28 protein-coding genes are annotated in these 15,027 nt (G+C 35.6%); all 28 read right to left on the reverse strand.

Annotated features, from left to right (window positions below; genetic code table 11):
* Nucleotides 1-8 precede the first annotated feature (8 nt).
* The 28 genes from rpsM to rpsL all read right to left on the reverse strand — a co-directional run bounded on the left by rpsM (nucleotide 9) and on the right by rpsL (nucleotide 14,874).
* Nucleotides 9-383, reverse strand: coding sequence for a 30S ribosomal protein S13 (rpsM, locus tag ACHRWY_RS20740; RefSeq protein ID WP_031456033.1), 375 nt, complete (start codon nucleotides 381-383; stop codon nucleotides 9-11).
* A 2-nt stretch (nucleotides 384-385) separates the two neighbouring features.
* Nucleotides 386-502 carry a type B 50S ribosomal protein L36 gene (ykgO, locus tag ACHRWY_RS20745; RefSeq protein WP_002987490.1) on the reverse strand — a complete coding sequence of 39 codons (117 nt, stop codon included), beginning with the start codon at nucleotides 500-502 and terminating at the stop codon, nucleotides 386-388.
* 12 nt (nucleotides 503-514) lie between these two features.
* Nucleotides 515-730 carry a translation initiation factor IF-1 gene (gene infA / locus ACHRWY_RS20750; protein ID WP_007136545.1) on the reverse strand — a complete coding sequence of 72 codons (216 nt, stop codon included), beginning with the start codon at nucleotides 728-730 and terminating at the stop codon, nucleotides 515-517.
* A gap of 7 nt (nucleotides 731-737) precedes the next feature.
* Nucleotides 738-2,084, reverse strand: a complete 1,347-nt coding sequence (secY, locus tag ACHRWY_RS20755; RefSeq protein ID WP_068843790.1) for a preprotein translocase subunit SecY — start codon at nucleotides 2,082-2,084, stop codon at nucleotides 738-740.
* A 13-nt stretch (nucleotides 2,085-2,097) separates the two neighbouring features.
* Nucleotides 2,098-2,550, reverse strand: coding sequence for a 50S ribosomal protein L15 (rplO, locus tag ACHRWY_RS20760; protein ID WP_017495009.1), 453 nt, complete (start codon nucleotides 2,548-2,550; stop codon nucleotides 2,098-2,100).
* 11 nt (nucleotides 2,551-2,561) lie between these two features.
* Complete coding sequence (rpmD, locus tag ACHRWY_RS20765; protein ID WP_017495010.1) at nucleotides 2,562-2,744, reverse strand: 50S ribosomal protein L30; 183 nt, start codon at nucleotides 2,742-2,744, stop codon at nucleotides 2,562-2,564.
* A 12-nt stretch (nucleotides 2,745-2,756) separates the two neighbouring features.
* Entirely contained in the window at nucleotides 2,757-3,281 is a 525-nt protein-coding gene (gene rpsE, locus ACHRWY_RS20770; protein WP_085950271.1) for a 30S ribosomal protein S5, read from the reverse strand.
* Between the two features lie 3 nt (nucleotides 3,282-3,284).
* Nucleotides 3,285-3,635 (reverse strand): 50S ribosomal protein L18, encoded by a 351-nt coding sequence (gene rplR, locus ACHRWY_RS20775; RefSeq protein ID WP_053470830.1) that lies wholly within the window; start codon nucleotides 3,633-3,635, stop codon nucleotides 3,285-3,287.
* A gap of 11 nt (nucleotides 3,636-3,646) precedes the next feature.
* Nucleotides 3,647-4,189: a 50S ribosomal protein L6 gene (rplF, locus tag ACHRWY_RS20780; RefSeq protein ID WP_042565877.1), complete on the reverse strand. Its 543-nt coding sequence runs from the start codon at nucleotides 4,187-4,189 to the stop codon at nucleotides 3,647-3,649.
* Between the two features lie 18 nt (nucleotides 4,190-4,207).
* Nucleotides 4,208-4,606 carry a 30S ribosomal protein S8 gene (gene rpsH / locus ACHRWY_RS20785; RefSeq protein ID WP_017495014.1) on the reverse strand — a complete coding sequence of 133 codons (399 nt, stop codon included), beginning with the start codon at nucleotides 4,604-4,606 and terminating at the stop codon, nucleotides 4,208-4,210.
* Between the two features lie 104 nt (nucleotides 4,607-4,710).
* Entirely contained in the window at nucleotides 4,711-4,980 is a 270-nt protein-coding gene (gene rpsN / locus ACHRWY_RS20790; RefSeq protein WP_007803655.1) for a 30S ribosomal protein S14, read from the reverse strand.
* Between the two features lie 3 nt (nucleotides 4,981-4,983).
* Nucleotides 4,984-5,535 (reverse strand): 50S ribosomal protein L5, encoded by a 552-nt coding sequence (gene rplE, locus ACHRWY_RS20795; protein WP_017495015.1) that lies wholly within the window; start codon nucleotides 5,533-5,535, stop codon nucleotides 4,984-4,986.
* Between the two features lie 2 nt (nucleotides 5,536-5,537).
* Entirely contained in the window at nucleotides 5,538-5,852 is a 315-nt protein-coding gene (gene rplX / locus ACHRWY_RS20800; protein ID WP_007803650.1) for a 50S ribosomal protein L24, read from the reverse strand.
* An 11-nt stretch (nucleotides 5,853-5,863) separates the two neighbouring features.
* On the reverse strand, nucleotides 5,864-6,232 hold the full coding sequence (gene rplN, locus ACHRWY_RS20805; protein ID WP_007803649.1) for a 50S ribosomal protein L14: 369 nt from the start codon (nucleotides 6,230-6,232) through the stop codon (nucleotides 5,864-5,866).
* Between the two features lie 2 nt (nucleotides 6,233-6,234).
* The gene (rpsQ, locus tag ACHRWY_RS20810; protein ID WP_007803646.1) at nucleotides 6,235-6,495 is read right to left on the reverse strand and encodes a 30S ribosomal protein S17; all 261 of its coding nucleotides are present in this window, start codon (nucleotides 6,493-6,495) and stop codon (nucleotides 6,235-6,237) included.
* Nucleotides 6,496-6,512: 17 nt separating this feature from the next.
* Complete coding sequence (gene rpmC / locus ACHRWY_RS20815; protein WP_007803639.1) at nucleotides 6,513-6,704, reverse strand: 50S ribosomal protein L29; 192 nt, start codon at nucleotides 6,702-6,704, stop codon at nucleotides 6,513-6,515.
* A 13-nt stretch (nucleotides 6,705-6,717) separates the two neighbouring features.
* Entirely contained in the window at nucleotides 6,718-7,143 is a 426-nt protein-coding gene (rplP, locus tag ACHRWY_RS20820; protein WP_007803637.1) for a 50S ribosomal protein L16, read from the reverse strand.
* 19 nt (nucleotides 7,144-7,162) lie between these two features.
* A complete protein-coding gene (gene rpsC / locus ACHRWY_RS20825; RefSeq protein WP_012022487.1) occupies nucleotides 7,163-7,921 on the reverse strand; it encodes a 30S ribosomal protein S3 in 759 nt (252 codons plus the stop codon).
* A gap of 5 nt (nucleotides 7,922-7,926) precedes the next feature.
* Complete coding sequence (gene rplV / locus ACHRWY_RS20830; RefSeq protein ID WP_007803631.1) at nucleotides 7,927-8,340, reverse strand: 50S ribosomal protein L22; 414 nt, start codon at nucleotides 8,338-8,340, stop codon at nucleotides 7,927-7,929.
* Nucleotides 8,341-8,346: 6 nt separating this feature from the next.
* A complete protein-coding gene (gene rpsS, locus ACHRWY_RS20835) occupies nucleotides 8,347-8,625 on the reverse strand; it encodes a 30S ribosomal protein S19 (RefSeq protein WP_012022488.1) in 279 nt (92 codons plus the stop codon).
* Between the two features lie 6 nt (nucleotides 8,626-8,631).
* Complete coding sequence (rplB, locus tag ACHRWY_RS20840) at nucleotides 8,632-9,456, reverse strand: 50S ribosomal protein L2 (protein WP_007803623.1); 825 nt, start codon at nucleotides 9,454-9,456, stop codon at nucleotides 8,632-8,634.
* 9 nt (nucleotides 9,457-9,465) lie between these two features.
* The gene (rplW, locus tag ACHRWY_RS20845) at nucleotides 9,466-9,756 is read right to left on the reverse strand and encodes a 50S ribosomal protein L23 (protein WP_007803621.1); all 291 of its coding nucleotides are present in this window, start codon (nucleotides 9,754-9,756) and stop codon (nucleotides 9,466-9,468) included.
* A 7-nt stretch (nucleotides 9,757-9,763) separates the two neighbouring features.
* Nucleotides 9,764-10,393 carry a 50S ribosomal protein L4 gene (gene rplD, locus ACHRWY_RS20850; protein WP_395357230.1) on the reverse strand — a complete coding sequence of 210 codons (630 nt, stop codon included), beginning with the start codon at nucleotides 10,391-10,393 and terminating at the stop codon, nucleotides 9,764-9,766.
* Entirely contained in the window at nucleotides 10,393-11,010 is a 618-nt protein-coding gene (gene rplC / locus ACHRWY_RS20855) for a 50S ribosomal protein L3 (RefSeq protein ID WP_007803612.1), read from the reverse strand. The genes rplD and rplC overlap by 1 nt, the downstream gene beginning before the upstream one ends.
* A 402-nt stretch (nucleotides 11,011-11,412) precedes the next feature.
* Complete coding sequence (rpsJ, locus tag ACHRWY_RS20860; RefSeq protein ID WP_007803605.1) at nucleotides 11,413-11,718, reverse strand: 30S ribosomal protein S10; 306 nt, start codon at nucleotides 11,716-11,718, stop codon at nucleotides 11,413-11,415.
* Nucleotides 11,719-11,729: 11 nt separating this feature from the next.
* A complete protein-coding gene (gene fusA, locus ACHRWY_RS20865) occupies nucleotides 11,730-13,886 on the reverse strand; it encodes an elongation factor G (RefSeq protein WP_065450854.1) in 2,157 nt (718 codons plus the stop codon).
* Between the two features lie 10 nt (nucleotides 13,887-13,896).
* Nucleotides 13,897-14,373, reverse strand: a complete 477-nt coding sequence (gene rpsG / locus ACHRWY_RS20870) for a 30S ribosomal protein S7 (protein ID WP_007803600.1) — start codon at nucleotides 14,371-14,373, stop codon at nucleotides 13,897-13,899.
* A gap of 117 nt (nucleotides 14,374-14,490) precedes the next feature.
* Nucleotides 14,491-14,874: a 30S ribosomal protein S12 gene (gene rpsL, locus ACHRWY_RS20875; RefSeq protein ID WP_007136570.1), complete on the reverse strand. Its 384-nt coding sequence runs from the start codon at nucleotides 14,872-14,874 to the stop codon at nucleotides 14,491-14,493.
* Between the last annotated feature and the right edge of the window lie 153 nt (nucleotides 14,875-15,027).

Genomic DNA, 15,027 nt, shown 5'->3' on the forward strand with positions numbered 1-15,027 from the left:
ATTACTTATTATTTAGTTGCTTTTTTCTTGTTAGCAACAGTTTTTCTTTTACCTTTTCTTGTTCTAGAGTTGTTTTTAGTTCTTTGTCCTCTTAACGGAAGACCAGATCTATGACGGATACCTCTGTAACAACCAATATCCATCAAACGTTTGATGTTCAAAGAAACTTCAGAACGTAATTCTCCTTCAATTTTGTAAAATCCAACAGCATCACGAATTGCTCCGATCTCGTCATCATTCCAATCTTGAACTTTTTTATCTTGGCTAACTTGAGCTTTTTCTAAAATCTCAATAGCTCTACTTCTTCCTAATCCAAAGATATAGGTTAGTGCTATAACACCTCTTTTATTTTTTGGGATATCTACCCCTGCTATTCTTGCCATAATTATCCTTGTCTTTGTTTAAATCTAGGATTCTTTTTGTTTATTACGTACAATCTCCCTTTTCTACGCACGATAATGCACTCGGCACTTCTCTTTTTTACTGATGCTCTAACTTTCATAGTGAATATCCTTTAATATCGATAAGTAATTCTTGCTTTTGACAAATCGTAAGGACTCATTTCTAGTTTCACTTTATCACCAGGTAATAATTTGATGTAATGCATACGCATTTTACCAGAAATATGAGCAATTACAATATGTCCATTTTCTAACTCTACACGGAACATCGCATTTGATAATGCTTCAATGATTGATCCGTCTTGTTCTATTGCTGATTGTTTTGCCATAAATATATTAAGCTACTGCTTTTCTATTTTTACCAGTCTTCATTAAACCATCATAATGTTTGTTTAACAAGTATGAATTGATTTGTTGAATAGTATCTATTGCAACTCCAACCATAATTATTAATGAGGTACCTCCAAAAAACATTGCCCAAGATTGTTGTACATCCATAATACTTACAACAATAGCTGGGAACACAGCAATCAAAGCAAGGAATAAAGATCCTGGGAAAGTTATTAAAGACATCACTTTATCTAAGAAATCTGAAGTTTCAGCTCCCGGACGTACGCCAGGAATAAAACCACCACTTCTTTTTAAATCATCGGCCATCTTGTTAGTAGGAACAGTGATTGCAGTATAGAAGAATGTAAATACAATAATTAAAGTTGCAAATACAAAATTATACCAAAATCCGAACATATTACTAAAAGCACCAACAATAGATTGTGATGTATCTGATTTAGACAATCCAGCTACAGCCGCAGGGATAAACATAATTGCCTGAGCAAAAATGATTGGCATAACTCCAGAAGCATTAAGCTTAAGAGGGATCCATTGTCTATTACCACCTGCCAAATCTTGCTCATAATCTCCAGTTGTTGTACGACGAGCGTATTGAACTGGGATTCTTCGTACTGCCATTGTAAGCAATACACAAGAAATGATTACTAATAACCACACAATAATTTCAATAACTAATAACATTGGACCACCATTGTTATTGGTAACTCTAGAAGAAAACTCCTGCATGAATGCCTGAGGTAATCTAGCCAAAATACCAACCATAATCAATAATGAAATTCCATTTCCAATACCTTTATCTGTAATTTTTTCTCCAAGCCACATAGCAAAAATTGTGCCTGTAACTAAGATAATAACTGATGAGAACAAAAATTCAGGAGAATTAAAACCTAGTAAGAATGCACTTCCAGGCAATGTTCTGTATAAATTATAGATATAAGTCGGACCTTGAACCAGTGTAATAGCTATAGTCAACCAACGAGTGATTTGATTAATCTTTTTTCTACCACTCTCTCCATCGTTTTGAAGTTTTTGCAAATAAGGAATCGCAATTCCCATTAACTGAACAACAATAGATGCAGAAATATAAGGCATAATTCCTAAAGCAAAAACTGAAGCTTTAGAGAAAGCACCTCCTGTAAACATGTCTAGGATAGATCCTAAACCATTTTTAGTTTGTCCCGCTAAACCTGTCAATTGAGTTGCGTCAATTCCAGGTAGCGTTACGTGTGCACCAAAACGATATACTAAAAGCAATCCTAATGTAATTAAGATTCTGTTTTTCAGTTCTTCGATTTTCCAAACATTACTTATTGATTCAATAAATTTCTTCATCTTAGTAGATAAGTTATATAGTTACAGCTTCTCCACCAGCAGCTTCAATAGCAGCTTTTGCAGTAGCAGTAAATTTGTGGGCAGTTACTTTTAATTTTGCTTTCAATTCTCCTCTACCTAAAATCTTAACGATTTCATTTTTGGTAGCAAGACGATTTGCTACGAAATCTGTCATTGAAACAGAATCAGTAATCACACCATTGTCTACTAATAATTGAAGCGTATCTAAATTAACACCTTCGTATTCTTTACGATTGATGTTTGTGAAACCAAACTTAGGTACACGTCTTTGAAGTGGCATTTGCCCTCCCTCAAAACCAATCTTTTTAGAATAACCAGAACGAGATTTTGCTCCTTTGTGACCTCTTGCAGAAGTACCACCTTTTCCTGAACCTTCTCCTCTACCTAATCTTTTATTTTGATTGTGTGTTGACCCTTCAGCTGGTTGTAAGTTACTTAAATTCATAACAGTATTTGTTATTTAGCTTCTTCGACAGAAACTAAGTGTTTAACTTTGTTTATCATCCCAAGGATAGCAGGATTTGAATCATGCTCTACAACTTGTCCCATTTTACGTAGACCTAAAGCTTCCAAACCTCTCTTTTGAGAAAGAGGACAGTTGATTTTGCTTCTTACTTGTTTTACTAATAATTTAGCCATAATTTCCTTGAATTAACCTTTAAAAACTTTTTCTAAAGAAACACCTCTTTGTTTTGCAACAGTATAAGCGCTTCTCATTTGTAATAAAGCATCAAAAGTTGCTTTCACTACGTTATGAGGATTTGATGATCCCTGAGATTTAGATAATACATCGTGAATACCTACTGACTCAAGAACCGAACGAACAGCTCCACCAGCAATAACTCCTGTACCATGAGAGGCAGGAATTAAGAATACACGTGCACCACCAAATTTACCTTTTTGTTCGTGAGGAACAGATTGTCCGTTCAAAGGAATTTTTACTAAATTTTTCTTAGCATCTTCTACTGCTTTCGCAATTGCTTCAGAAACGTCTTTAGATTTTCCTAATCCATGACCAACTACTCCGTTTTCATCACCTACAACTACAATAGCAGAAAAACCGAAAGCTCTACCACCTTTTGTAACTTTAGTAACACGATTAACACTTACCAGACGATCTTTAAGTTCAAGACCACTTGGTTTTACCAATTCTACATTTTTGTATTTAGACATAATATATTAGAATTTAAGTCCAGCCGCTCTTGCGCCTTCTGCTAATGATTTAATACGACCGTGATACAAATATCCACCTCTGTCAAAAGTGATGGTTTCGATCCCGGCTTTTAACGCTTTCTCTGCAACTAATTTTCCAACAGCAGCAGCGACTTCAACGTTAGTACCTTTTCCTATTTCTTTTTCTCTTGAAGATGCAGCTAAAATAGTAACTCCATTTACATCGTCAATAAGTTGAGCGTAAATTTCTTTGTTACTTCTAAATACAGATAGTCTTGGGTTAGCAGCAGTACCACTAATCGATTTTCTAATTCTGAATCTAATTCTCTGTCTTCTATCAGATTTTGTTAATGACATAATCTTATTTTTTAAGCTGATTTACCTGCTTTTCTTCTTAATACTTCACCCACAAATTTAACACCTTTTCCTTTGTATGGCTCAGGCTTACGGAAACCTCTGATTTTCGCAGCAACCTGTCCTAAAAGTTGTTTGTCAAATGATGTTAATTTTACGATAGGGTTTTTACCTTTTTCAGATATTGTTTCTAAAGCTACTTCCGGAGCAATTTCTAAAACAATATTGTGAGAATATCCAAGAGCTAAATCTAATTTTTGACCTTGGTTTGAAGCTCTATAACCAACTCCAACTAATTCAAGTTCTTTTGTAAAACCTTCAGATACACCAATAATCATATTATTGATTAATGATCTGTATAATCCGTGTTTTGCTCTTTGGTCTTTATGATCAGACGATCTTTCTAATAAAACCTGATCGCCTTCAACTTTTACAGTAATGTCCGAAAACTCCTGAGTTAGTTGACCTTTTTTTCCTTTTACCGTAACGATACCGTCTTTAACTTCTACAGTTACGCCAGCAGCGATTACAATTGGGCTTTTACCTATTCTTGACATCTTATTTAGTCTTTAAAATTAGTATACGTAACAAATTACTTCACCACCTACATTTAATTGTTTCGCTTGTTTTCCAGTCATAAGACCTTTTGAAGTTGAAACAATTGCAATTCCTAATCCGTTAAGGATTCTTGGTAATTTGGCAGCACCTGCATATTTACGTAAACCAGGTTTACTAATTCTTTGGATATCTTTAATTACAGGCTCTTTAGTATCTTTATCATACTTCAAAGCAATTTTGATTGAACCCTGTACAGAGTTGTCTTCAAATTTGTAACTCAAGATATAACCTTGATCAAATAAGATCTTAGTTATTTCTTTTTTTAGATTAGATGCCGGAATTTCAACAACTTTGTGGTTTGCAGCCACAGCGTTACGAACTCTAGTCAAATAATCTGCAATAGGATCTGTATACATATGTATTTGATTGCGATTATGGTTTTCGGGAGGCACCCGCCTCCCGAACCTTTAATCAATTAAAATTATTTTTTGGTTTGCAAAAGTAATAACTTATTGCGAGATTACCAAGATGCCTTTTTAACTCCAGGAATTAATCCATTATTAGCCATCTCACGGAAAGTTACACGTGAAATACCAAATTGACGGATATAACCTCTTGGTCTACCTGTTAATTTACAACGATTGTGTAAACGAACTGGTGAAGCATTTTTAGGTAATTTTTGTAAACCTTCAAAATCTCCGGCTTCTTTCAAAGCTTTTCTTTTCTCAGCATACTTAGCTACCGTTTTCTCTCTTTTCACCTCACGGGCTTTCATTGATTCTTTAGCCATGTCTTAATTCTTTTTAAAAGGTAATCCTAATTCAGCCAATAATGACTTTGCTTCCTTGTCTGTTTTTGCAGTAGTAACAAATGTAATATCCATTCCTGAAATTTTGTTTACTTTGTCAATATCAATTTCCGGGAAAATGATTTGCTCTAAAACTCCAAGATTGTAATTACCTCTTCCGTCGAAACCAGTAGCTTTGATACCACTAAAATCTCTAACACGCGGTAAAGCAGAAGTAATAAGTCTATCTAAAAACTCATACATTCTTTCACCACGTAAAGTAACTTTTGCTCCAATAGGCATCCCTTTTCTCAATTTGAATGACGCAACGTCTTTCTTTGAAATTGTAGATACTGCTTTTTGTCCAGTGATCTTTGTTAACTCATCAACTGCATAGTCAATAAGTTTTTTATCAGATACAGCTGCACCAACTCCACGGCTCAAAACGATTTTTTCAAGTTTTGGAACTTGCATTACGTTTGTATATCCGAATTCCTCTTTAAGAGCAGAGATTACTCTACTCTTATATTCTTCTTTTAGTCTAGGTGTATATGCCATTACTATAGTACTTGATTAGATTTTTTTGAAAATCTTACTTTCTTATCTCCTTCTACTCTAATACCAACTCTAGTTGTTTCCTTAGTTTTAGGATCAATTAGTGAAATGTTAGATATTTGTATAGAAGCTTCTTTCTTAACGATACCACCTTGAGGGTTTTTAGCACTTGGTTTTGTATGTTTCGAAACCATGTTTACACCTTCAACTATCGCTTTATTTTTCTCACGGTAAACACGTAAAACTTTACCTTCAGCACCTTTATGGTCTCCAGCAATAACTCTTACGATATCTCCTGATTTTATTTTTAGCTTTATCATCTTAAAACGAATTAAAGCACTTCTGGTGCTAATGATACAATTTTCATGAATTGTTTTTCACGAAGTTCTCTTGCTACCGGACCAAAAACACGTGTTCCTCTCATTTCCCCTGCAGCGTTCAAAAGAACACATGCATTATCATCGAAACGGATATAAGAACCATCAGCTCTTCTCACTTCTTTTTTGGTACGTACAACAACTGCAGTTGAAACAGCTCCTTTTTTAACGTTACCGTTAGGAGTTGCATCTTTAATAGATACTACAATCTTGTCACCAACAGAGGCATACCTTCTTTTGGTACCTCCTAAAACACGGATAGTTAAAACTTCTTTTGCTCCCGTGTTATCTGCTACTTTTAGTCTTGATTCCTGTTGTACCATAATTATTTAGCTCTTTCTAAGATTTCAACTAATCTCCAACATTTTGTTTTACTTAAAGGACGCGTTTCGCTAATTCTTACAGTATCTCCAATGTTACAGTCGTTTGTTTCGTCGTGTGCAACGTATTTCTTTGTTTTCAACACGAACTTACCGTATAATGGGTGTTTTACTTTTCTTACTTCAGCAATAACAATAGACTTATCCATTTTATTTGAAGTAACAACACCTATTCTTTCTTTTCTTAAATTTCTTTTTTCTTCCATCTTTCAGCAGAATACAATTATTGTAACTCTCTTTTAGTTAACTCTGTAGCCAATCTTGCAACTGTTCTTCTTACACTTCTAATTTGAAGCGGATTCTCAATTGGAGAAATAGCGTGAGCCATTTTTAGGTCAGCATATATTTTCTTAGTTTGACTAAGTTTTTCTTGCAACTCCGCTGCAGAAAGATCTTTTATTTCTGATTGTTTCATAATATAAATTTAATTATGCTTCGAAATCTCTAGCAACGACGAATTTAGTTTTTACTGGAAGCTTTTGAGCTGCAAGACGTAACGCCTCTTTTGCAACTGATAAAGGAACTCCTCCAACTTCAAACATAATTCTTCCGGGTTTAACAACGGCAGCCCAATATTCAACGGCACCTTTACCTTTACCCATACGTACCTCAAGAGGCTTCTTAGTAATTGGTTTGTCTGGAAATATTTTGATCCATAATTGTCCTTCTCTCTTCATGAAACGAGTTGCAGCAATACGTGCAGCTTCGATTTGACGAGAAGTTAAGAACATTCCATCTTCATGTACAGATTTAATACCAAACATTCCATTAGAAAGTTCATGCCCTCTTTGAGAGTTACCTTTCATTTTACCCTTTTGTACCTTACGGTATTTTGTTCTTTTAGGCTGTAACATTTTTCTTTAGTTTAAAAATTTACTTTCTTTTACGAGCGTCTGGTTTTCCACCTTTATTAAAGTTAGATTTACCTCTAGGGGCATCTCCACCTTTACCACCACCAGTTCCAGATTGTTTTTTATCCATTCCTGCAAGCGGAGAAAGATCTCTCTTTCCATAAACTTCACCTTTCATGATCCATACTTTGATACCCATTCTACCGTAAGTAGTATGAGCTTCAGCCAAAGCATAATCAATGTCAGCTCTGAAAGTTGATAGAGGAATTCTACCTTCTTTGAAACCTTCTGAACGTGCCATCTCAGCACCATTCAAACGACCAGAAATCAAAACTTTGATACCTTCAGCGTTCATACGCATAGAAGCAGCAATAGCCATTTTGATTGCACGTCTGTAAGAAATACGGCTTTCGATTTGACGAGCGATGCTTGTCGCCACAAGATAAGCATCTAATTCAGGTCTTTTGATTTCAAAGATGTTGATTTGAACCTCTTTGTCAGTAACTTTCTTAAGTTCTTCTTTTAACTTGTCTACCTCTTGTCCACCTTTTCCGATAATGATACCAGGTCTTGCAGTAGTGATAGTAACGGTTACAAGTTTCAAAGTTCTCTCGATGATTACTTTTGATACACTAGCTTTTGATAAACGAGCGTGGATATACTTTCTGATTTTGTGATCTTCGGCAAGTTTATCACCGTAATCATTTCCACCATACCAGTTTGAGTCCCACCCTCTGATGATACCAAGTCTATTTCCAATTGGATTTGTCTTTTGTCCCATGCTGCTTAAGAATTGCTTTGTGTGTTATTGATAGCTCCAAGCACGATTGTTACGTGATTAGAACGTTTTCTTATTCTGTGTGCACGACCTTGTGGAGCTGGACGAAGTCTTTTCAACATCATTCCACCATCTACTCTGATCTCTTTAACAAATAATCCAGCTTCTTCTAAATTACCTTCACTATTTTTTTGCTCCCAGTTGTTGATTGCAGATAATAATAGTTTCTCTAATTTTCTTGAAGCCTCTTTAGAACTGAATCTTAAGATGTTAAGTGCTCTTTCTACCTTCTGACCTCTTACCAAGTCCGCTACTAAGCGCATTTTTCTAGGTGAAGTAGGGCAGTTATTCAATTTTGCGAAAGCAATAGACTTATTAGCCTCTTTTCTCGCATCTGCTGTTTCTCTTTTACGAACTCCCATTGCTTCTTATTTTTTACCTTTATTTTTTGCTCCAGCATGACCTCTAAAAGATCTAGTTGGTGAAAATTCTCCTAATTTGTGACCTACCATGTTTTCTGTTACGTAAACTGGTACAAATTGACGACCGTTATGAACTGCGATAGTTTGTCCAACGAAATCCGGAGTAATCATAGAAGCTCTAGACCAAGTCTTTACTACACTATTTTTACCACTTTCTACGTTTTCCTGAACTTTCTTGTCTAACTTATAATGAACGAAAGGTCCTTTTTTTAATGAACGTGCCATATCTTATTATTTCTTTCTACGTTCTACGATATACTTGTTACTCGGGTTTTTCTTAGAACGAGTTCTATAACCTTTTGCTGGTATTCCATTTCTTGAACGTGGATGTCCACCAGAAGAACGTCCTTCTCCACCACCCATTGGGTGATCAACAGGGTTCATTGCAACAGGTCTTGTTCTAGGTCTTCTTCCTAACCATCTTGTTCTACCTGCTTTACCAGATACAACTAATTGGTGGTCTGAATTAGAAACAGCTCCAATTGTAGCCGAACAAGTTAACAAGATCAATCTTGTTTCACCAGATGGCATTTTAATTGTAGCATATTTTCCATCTCTTGCCATTAATTGAGCAAATGTACCAGCTGAACGAGCGATTACCGCTCCCTGACCTGGACGTAACTCAATACAAGAGATTACAGTTCCTAAAGGAATTCTGCTTAAAGGCAATGTATTACCAATTTCAGGTTGAGATTCCGGACCAGAAACTAATTTCTGACCAACTTTCAATCCGTTTTGAGCAATTACATAAGTTTTCTCTCCATCAGCATAAGCTAATAAAGCGATAAATGCAGTACGATTTGGATCATATTCAATTGATTTCACAGTAGCCGGAATTCCGTCTTTAGTTCTTTTGAAATCAATGATACGATATCTCTGCTTGTGACCACCACCCGTATAACGCATGGTCATCTTTCCTTGACTATTTCTACCTCCAGAGTTTTTTATCGGCGCTATCAAAGAGCGTTCCGGCTTATCAGTTGTAATGGCGTCATAACCATTCACAACTCTAAATCGCTGACCTGGGGTAATAGGTTTTAATTTTCTTACTGACATTTTTCTATCTTAGATATTGTTGTAAAAATCAATTGTTTCTCCTTCTTGTACTTGAACAATCGCTTTCTTAATTGCATTTGTCTTTCCACTGATCAAACCACTTTTAGTGTATTTTGTAGTTCTGTCCGGTCTTACGTTCATCGTGTTAACTGAAACGATAGTTACTCCATAAGCAGCTTCAATAGCTTTCTTAATCTGAACTTTGTTTGCTTTTTTGTCAACAACGAATCCGAAGCGGTTTAAAACTTCACTTTCTTTGGTTACTTTTTCTGTTACTATAGGTCTAATTATGATACTCATATTCCTATTATTTGCTTAAATTTTCTTCGATTAACTCCAAAGAACCTTCTAAAAGCACTAAATTGTTAGTGTTTAAAATAGCGTAAGTGCTTAATTCTGAGCTAGTTACGACATTAGAAGCCTTTAAATTGCGTGAGGACAAATATACATTTTTATTCGACTCTCCCAACACAAATAGAGATTTTTTATTTTCTAACCCTAAAGCTTTCAAAACGTTAATGAAATTTTTAGTGTTTGGCGCTTCAAAATTAAAGTCTTCAAGAACGATGATATTCGCCTCTTTTGCTTTGATTGAGAAAGCTGATTTTCTAGCCAATCTTTTCAAGCTTTTATTCAATTTAAATGAATAACTTCTTGGTCTTGGCCCAAAAATTGTTCCACCACCTTTAAACAATGGATTTTTGATACTTCCCGCACGAGCAGTACCTGTTCCTTTTTGTTTTTTAATCTTACGTGTACTTCCTGTCACTTCAGCTCTTTCTTTAGCTTTGTGAGTCCCTTGTCTTTGATTAGCAAGATATTGCTTAACATCAAGGTATACAGCGTGATTGTTTGGTTCAATTGCGAATACTGAATCAGAAAGTTGAACTTTTCTTCCAGTATCTTTTCCGTTGAAATCTAATACTTTTACTTCCATTACTTCTGAATGATTACATAAGAGTTTTTATGTCCAGGAACACATCCTTTAATAACAAGCAGGTTCTTTTCAGCAACTACTTTTAAAACTCTAAGGTTTTGAACTTTTACATTGTCTCCTCCCATTCTTCCAGCCATACGCATTCCTTTGAATACTCTAGATGGATAAGAAGAAGCTCCCACAGAACCTGGCGCTCTTAAACGGTTGTGTTGACCGTGAGTTGCTTGTCCAACACCACCAAATCCGTGACGTTTAACAACCCCTTGAAAACCTTTACCTTTAGATACACCTTGTACATCTACAAATTCTCCTTCAGCAAAAATAGAAACATCAATAAGATCCCCTAATTTTTGTTCAGTTGCAAAATCTTGAAATTCAACGACTTTTTTCTTAGCAACAGTTCCAGCTTTTTTAAAGTGACCTAAAGCCGCTTTAGTGGAATGTTTCTCGTTTTTGTCATCGAAACCAAGTTGCAACGCTTCGTACCCGTCAACACCTTTGGTTCTGACTTGGGTAACAACACACGGCCCAGCCTCGATTACTGTACAAGGAATGTTTTTCCCGTTTTCGTCGAAAATACTAGTCATGCCGATTTTTTTACCAATTAACCCAGACATAAATATTAATTATTAATTACTAAAATTCCCTTCAATTTGAAAATAACAGAAATTTCCAAACAGGGAGTGCAAAAGTATACATTAAAATTGAATATACCAAACAGTTAGAAAAATTAAATAGCTCATAATCAAAATCAAAGCACCAATCCGAGTACTGCCAATATTTTTTTTCTCCAAAAAAATATTTTCCATTAGCTTAACCCACAAGACCCATTACCTTAACATTTATCTAATCCTCCACAGAAAAAACTCTCGCAACAGCCTAAACCAAAGACATTTCAACTAAACCACATACAATTAACCGCTATAGATATTTCACGAAAAATTATAATATTTTTTTTTAGCATAAAAAAAAGCGAGACATTTCTGTCTCGCTTTTTATATATAAAATATAATAAAAAATTATACTTTTATTTCCACTTCAACTCCACTTGGCAATTCAAGTTTCATTAAAGCATCAATAGTTTTAGATGAAGATGAATAAATATCAATCAATCTCTTGTATGACATTACCTCAAATTGCTCTCTCGCTTTTTTGTTAACGTGCGGAGAACGTAACACAGTGAAAAGTTTTTTGTGAGTTGGTAACGGAATTGGACCTGTTACAACTGCTCCAGTAGTTTTTACTGTTTTTACGATCTTTTCAGCAGACTTGTCTACCAACATGTGATCGTAAGATTTTAGTTTTATTCTGATTTTTTGACTCATTTTCTTAAGAATTAAGCGTTACCTTTTGCTTTTTTAATTACAGCTTCTGAAATATTAGAAGGTGTTTCTGCATAGTGAGAAAACTCCATTGTTGAAGTAGCTCTACCAGAAGATAATGTTCTTAATGTTGTTACATATCCAAACATTTCTGATAAAGGCACATCAGCTTTAATAGTTTTAGCACCGTTTCTGTCACCCATGTCATTAACCTGCCCTCTACGACGGTTGATATCACCTACGATATCCCCCATGTTTTCTTCAGGAGTAATAACTTCCATTTTCATGATTGGCTCAAGAATAATTGCTCCAGCAGCCTTAGCCACTTCTCTATAACCCATTCTTGCAGCTAATTCAAAAGAAAGAGCATCAGAATCGACAGGGTGGAAAGATCCGTCTGTCAAAGTTACTTTCAAACTATCCACTTGATAACCAGCCAAAGGACCAGTTTTCATAGCTTCACGGAAACCTTTTTCTACAGATGGAATATATTCCTTAGGAACGTTACCACCTTTTACTGCATTAATAAACTGTAATCCAACAGGAACTTTACCATCCACTTCGTCAGCTGGCTCAAGCGTAAATACGATATCACCGAATTTACCACGACCCCCTGATTGTTTCTTGTAAGTTTCTCTGTGCGTTGCAGTTCTTGTAAACGCTTCTTTATATTCAACTTGAGGCTCACCTTGGTTAACTTCAACTTTAAATTCACGTTTCATACGATCTACTAAGATATCCAAGTGAAGCTCACCCATACCTGAGATAATAGTTTGTCCTGAAGCCTCATCAGTTCTAACTGTAAATGTAGGATCCTCTTCAGCTAATTTAGCTAAAGCCATACCCATTTTATCAACGTCAGCTTTTGTTTTAGGCTCAATTGCAATACCAATTACCGGCGCAGGGAATTTCATAGACTCAAGAATGATTGGGTGTTTTTCATCACACAATGTATCTCCAGTTTTAATATCTTTAAATCCAACAGCAGCTCCAATATCTCCAGCCTCAATAAATTCGATTGGATTTTGCTTGTTAGCGTGCATTTGGTAAATACGAGAAATTCTTTCTTTATTTCCTGAACGAGTGTTCAAAACATAAGAACCAGCATCTAAACGACCAGAGTAAGCACGGAAGAAAGCTAAACGACCTACGAATGGGTCAGTAGCAATTTTAAATGCCAAAGCAGCGAACGGCTCTTTTACATCTGGCTTACGCAAGATTTTAGTTTGATCTTCTTCTAATAATTCAGCATCATCAGGATGGATTCCTTCGATACCTTCCTTATCCATTGGAGAAGGCAAATATTTACAAACTGCATCTAACATGAATTGAACCCCTTTGTTTTTGAAAGAAGAACCAGCGATCATAGGAATGATAGCCATATCCATAGTAGCAGCTCTTAGAGCTTTGTTGATTTCTTCCTCTGTAATAGAGTTTTCATCTTCCATGAATTTCTCTAAAAGGTTTTCATCGTAGTCAGCAACTGCTTCAATAAGTATAGATCTGTATTCTTTAACCTCTGCAACCATATCCTCAGGAATTGGCACAATATCAAAAGTCGCCCCTTGAGTAGCATCATGCCAGATGATAGCTTGGTTTTTTACTAAATCTACAACACCTTTGAAATCATTTTCTTCACCGATTGGTAAAGTGATTGCAACAGCATTTGATTTCAACATATCACGAACTTGTTGACAAACTGCCAAAAAGTTAGATCCCTGACGGTCCATTTTGTTTACGAATCCCATACGAGGAACTCTATATTGATCAGCAAGTCTCCAGTTAGTTTCTGATTGTGGCTCAACACCATCAACAGCACTAAACAAGAAAACTAAACCATCAAGTACACGTAAAGAACGGTTTACCTCTACAGTAAAGTCAACGTGTCCGGGAGTATCAATAATATTAAAGTGGTACGGCAATGATTCAGGCAAAATTTTACCTTGCTCAGTTGGAAAATTCCACTCACAAGTTGTTGCAGCTGAAGTAATTGTAATACCTCTTTCTTGCTCTTGAGCCATCCAGTCCATTGTTGCAGCACCATCATGTACTTCACCAATTTTATGTGACTTTCCAGTATAAAAAAGGATACGCTCAGTTGTTGTTGTTTTACCAGCATCAATGTGAGCAGCAATTCCGATATTTCTTGTATATTTTAAATCTCTAGCCATTTCTTACGAATTAAAATCTAAAGTGAGAGAAAGCTTTATTAGCTTCTGCCATCTTGTGAGTATCCATTCTTTTCTTAACCGCAGCTCCTTCTTCTTTAGCAGCAGCTAAACATTCTGACGCTAAACGTTGTGCCATAGATTTTTCATTTCTTCTTCTAGAATAAAGTATTAACCACTTCATTGCCATAGAAATTTTTCTGTCTGGTCTAATTTGCATTGGAATCTGAAATGTAGCTCCACCTACTCTACGACTACGTACTTCTACGTGAGGCATAACGTTTGTTAAAGCATCTTTCCAAATTTCTAATGAAGATTTTTCTGAATCTTGCTTTTTAGACTCAATGATGTCAATTGCATCATAAAATACTTTGAAAGCTGTAGATTTCTTACCATCCCACATTAAGTTGTTCACAAAACGTGTTACCAATTGGTCGTTAAACCTCGGATCTGGTAAAAGTGGTCTTTTCTTTGCCGCTCTTTTTCTCATGTCTTTTTTTTAATAAAAAGTTATAGGTTATCCGTTAAATGTTATGTGTTACAGATCTCCACCTAAGCTTCAACCCCCAACCCTTAACTCCTAACCTCCAACTCTTAACGTTTTAAATTACTTTTTTGCTTCTTTTGGGCGTTTAGCACCGTACTTAGATCTTCTTTGCGTTCTTCCTGCAACTCCTGACGTGTCAAGCGCTCCACGAACGATATGATATCTAACACCTGGTAAATCTTTTACCCTTCCACCTCTAACTAATACTATCGAGTGCTCTTGTAAATTGTGTCCTTCTCCAGGGATGTAAGCATTCACCTCATTACCATTTGTCAAACGTACACGCGCAACTTTACGCATTGCAGAGTTTGGTTTTTTTGGTGTAGTAGTGTAAACACGCGTACAAACCCCTCTTCTTTGAGGACAAGAATCTAAAGCAACCGATTTACTCTTCTTAGTTATCTGAGTTCTTCCTGTTCTTACTAATTGTTGAATTGTTGGCATAATTAATACTAAAAATTTATTATGTATATTAAATTCCCGCTTTTTACGGGGTTGCAAATGTATAAAATATTTTTCAGTATACAAACGTTAATTCATTAATTTTCAATAACATTATTTAAGCTTATGATTTTACAAACAAACAATTGATATTTG

This window comes from Flavobacterium sp. FlaQc-48 (assembly GCF_044007335.1).
In the GTDB taxonomy this organism is placed as follows: Bacteria; Bacteroidota; Bacteroidia; order Flavobacteriales; family Flavobacteriaceae; genus Flavobacterium.

Excerpts from the sequence above, each read along its gene's own strand:
- rpsM (WP_031456033.1), bottom strand. The coding sequence starts at position 383 with ATGGCAAGAATAGCAGGGGTAGATATCCCAAAAAATAAAAGAGGTGTT.
- ykgO (WP_002987490.1), bottom strand. The coding sequence starts at position 502 with ATGAAAGTTAGAGCATCAGTAAAAAAGAGAAGTGCCGAGTGCATTATC.
- infA (WP_007136545.1), bottom strand. The coding sequence starts at position 730 with ATGGCAAAACAATCAGCAATAGAACAAGACGGATCAATCATTGAAGCA.
- secY (WP_068843790.1), bottom strand. The coding sequence starts at position 2,084 with ATGAAGAAATTTATTGAATCAATAAGTAATGTTTGGAAAATCGAAGAA.
- rplO (WP_017495009.1), bottom strand. The coding sequence starts at position 2,550 with ATGAATTTAAGTAACTTACAACCAGCTGAAGGGTCAACACACAATCAA.
- rpmD (WP_017495010.1), bottom strand. The coding sequence starts at position 2,744 with ATGGCTAAATTATTAGTAAAACAAGTAAGAAGCAAAATCAACTGTCCT.
- rplR (WP_053470830.1), bottom strand. The coding sequence starts at position 3,635 with ATGTCATTAACAAAATCTGATAGAAGACAGAGAATTAGATTCAGAATT.
- rplF (WP_042565877.1), bottom strand. The coding sequence starts at position 4,189 with ATGTCAAGAATAGGTAAAAGCCCAATTGTAATCGCTGCTGGCGTAACT.
- rpsH (WP_017495014.1), bottom strand. The coding sequence starts at position 4,606 with ATGTATACAGATCCTATTGCAGATTATTTGACTAGAGTTCGTAACGCT.
- rpsN (WP_007803655.1), bottom strand. The coding sequence starts at position 4,980 with ATGGCTAAAGAATCAATGAAAGCCCGTGAGGTGAAAAGAGAGAAAACG.
- rplE (WP_017495015.1), bottom strand. The coding sequence starts at position 5,535 with ATGGCATATACACCTAGACTAAAAGAAGAATATAAGAGTAGAGTAATC.
- rplX (WP_007803650.1), bottom strand. The coding sequence starts at position 5,852 with ATGATAAAGCTAAAAATAAAATCAGGAGATATCGTAAGAGTTATTGCT.
- rplN (WP_007803649.1), bottom strand. The coding sequence starts at position 6,232 with ATGGTACAACAGGAATCAAGACTAAAAGTAGCAGATAACACGGGAGCA.
- rpsQ (WP_007803646.1), bottom strand. The coding sequence starts at position 6,495 with ATGGAAGAAAAAAGAAATTTAAGAAAAGAAAGAATAGGTGTTGTTACT.
- rpmC (WP_007803639.1), bottom strand. The coding sequence starts at position 6,704 with ATGAAACAATCAGAAATAAAAGATCTTTCTGCAGCGGAGTTGCAAGAA.
- rplP (WP_007803637.1), bottom strand. The coding sequence starts at position 7,143 with ATGTTACAGCCTAAAAGAACAAAATACCGTAAGGTACAAAAGGGTAAA.
- rpsC (WP_012022487.1), bottom strand. The coding sequence starts at position 7,921 with ATGGGACAAAAGACAAATCCAATTGGAAATAGACTTGGTATCATCAGA.
- rplV (WP_007803631.1), bottom strand. The coding sequence starts at position 8,340 with ATGGGAGTTCGTAAAAGAGAAACAGCAGATGCGAGAAAAGAGGCTAAT.
- rpsS (WP_012022488.1), bottom strand. The coding sequence starts at position 8,625 with ATGGCACGTTCATTAAAAAAAGGACCTTTCGTTCATTATAAGTTAGAC.
- rplB (WP_007803623.1), bottom strand. The coding sequence starts at position 9,456 with ATGTCAGTAAGAAAATTAAAACCTATTACCCCAGGTCAGCGATTTAGA.
- rplW (WP_007803621.1), bottom strand. The coding sequence starts at position 9,756 with ATGAGTATCATAATTAGACCTATAGTAACAGAAAAAGTAACCAAAGAA.
- rplD (WP_395357230.1), bottom strand. The coding sequence starts at position 10,393 with ATGGAAGTAAAAGTATTAGATTTCAACGGAAAAGATACTGGAAGAAAA.
- rplC (WP_007803612.1), bottom strand. The coding sequence starts at position 11,010 with ATGTCTGGGTTAATTGGTAAAAAAATCGGCATGACTAGTATTTTCGAC.
- rpsJ (WP_007803605.1), bottom strand. The coding sequence starts at position 11,718 with ATGAGTCAAAAAATCAGAATAAAACTAAAATCTTACGATCACATGTTG.
- fusA (WP_065450854.1), bottom strand. The coding sequence starts at position 13,886 with ATGGCTAGAGATTTAAAATATACAAGAAATATCGGAATTGCTGCTCAC.
- rpsG (WP_007803600.1), bottom strand. The coding sequence starts at position 14,373 with ATGAGAAAAAGAGCGGCAAAGAAAAGACCACTTTTACCAGATCCGAGG.
- rpsL (WP_007136570.1), bottom strand. The coding sequence starts at position 14,874 with ATGCCAACAATTCAACAATTAGTAAGAACAGGAAGAACTCAGATAACT.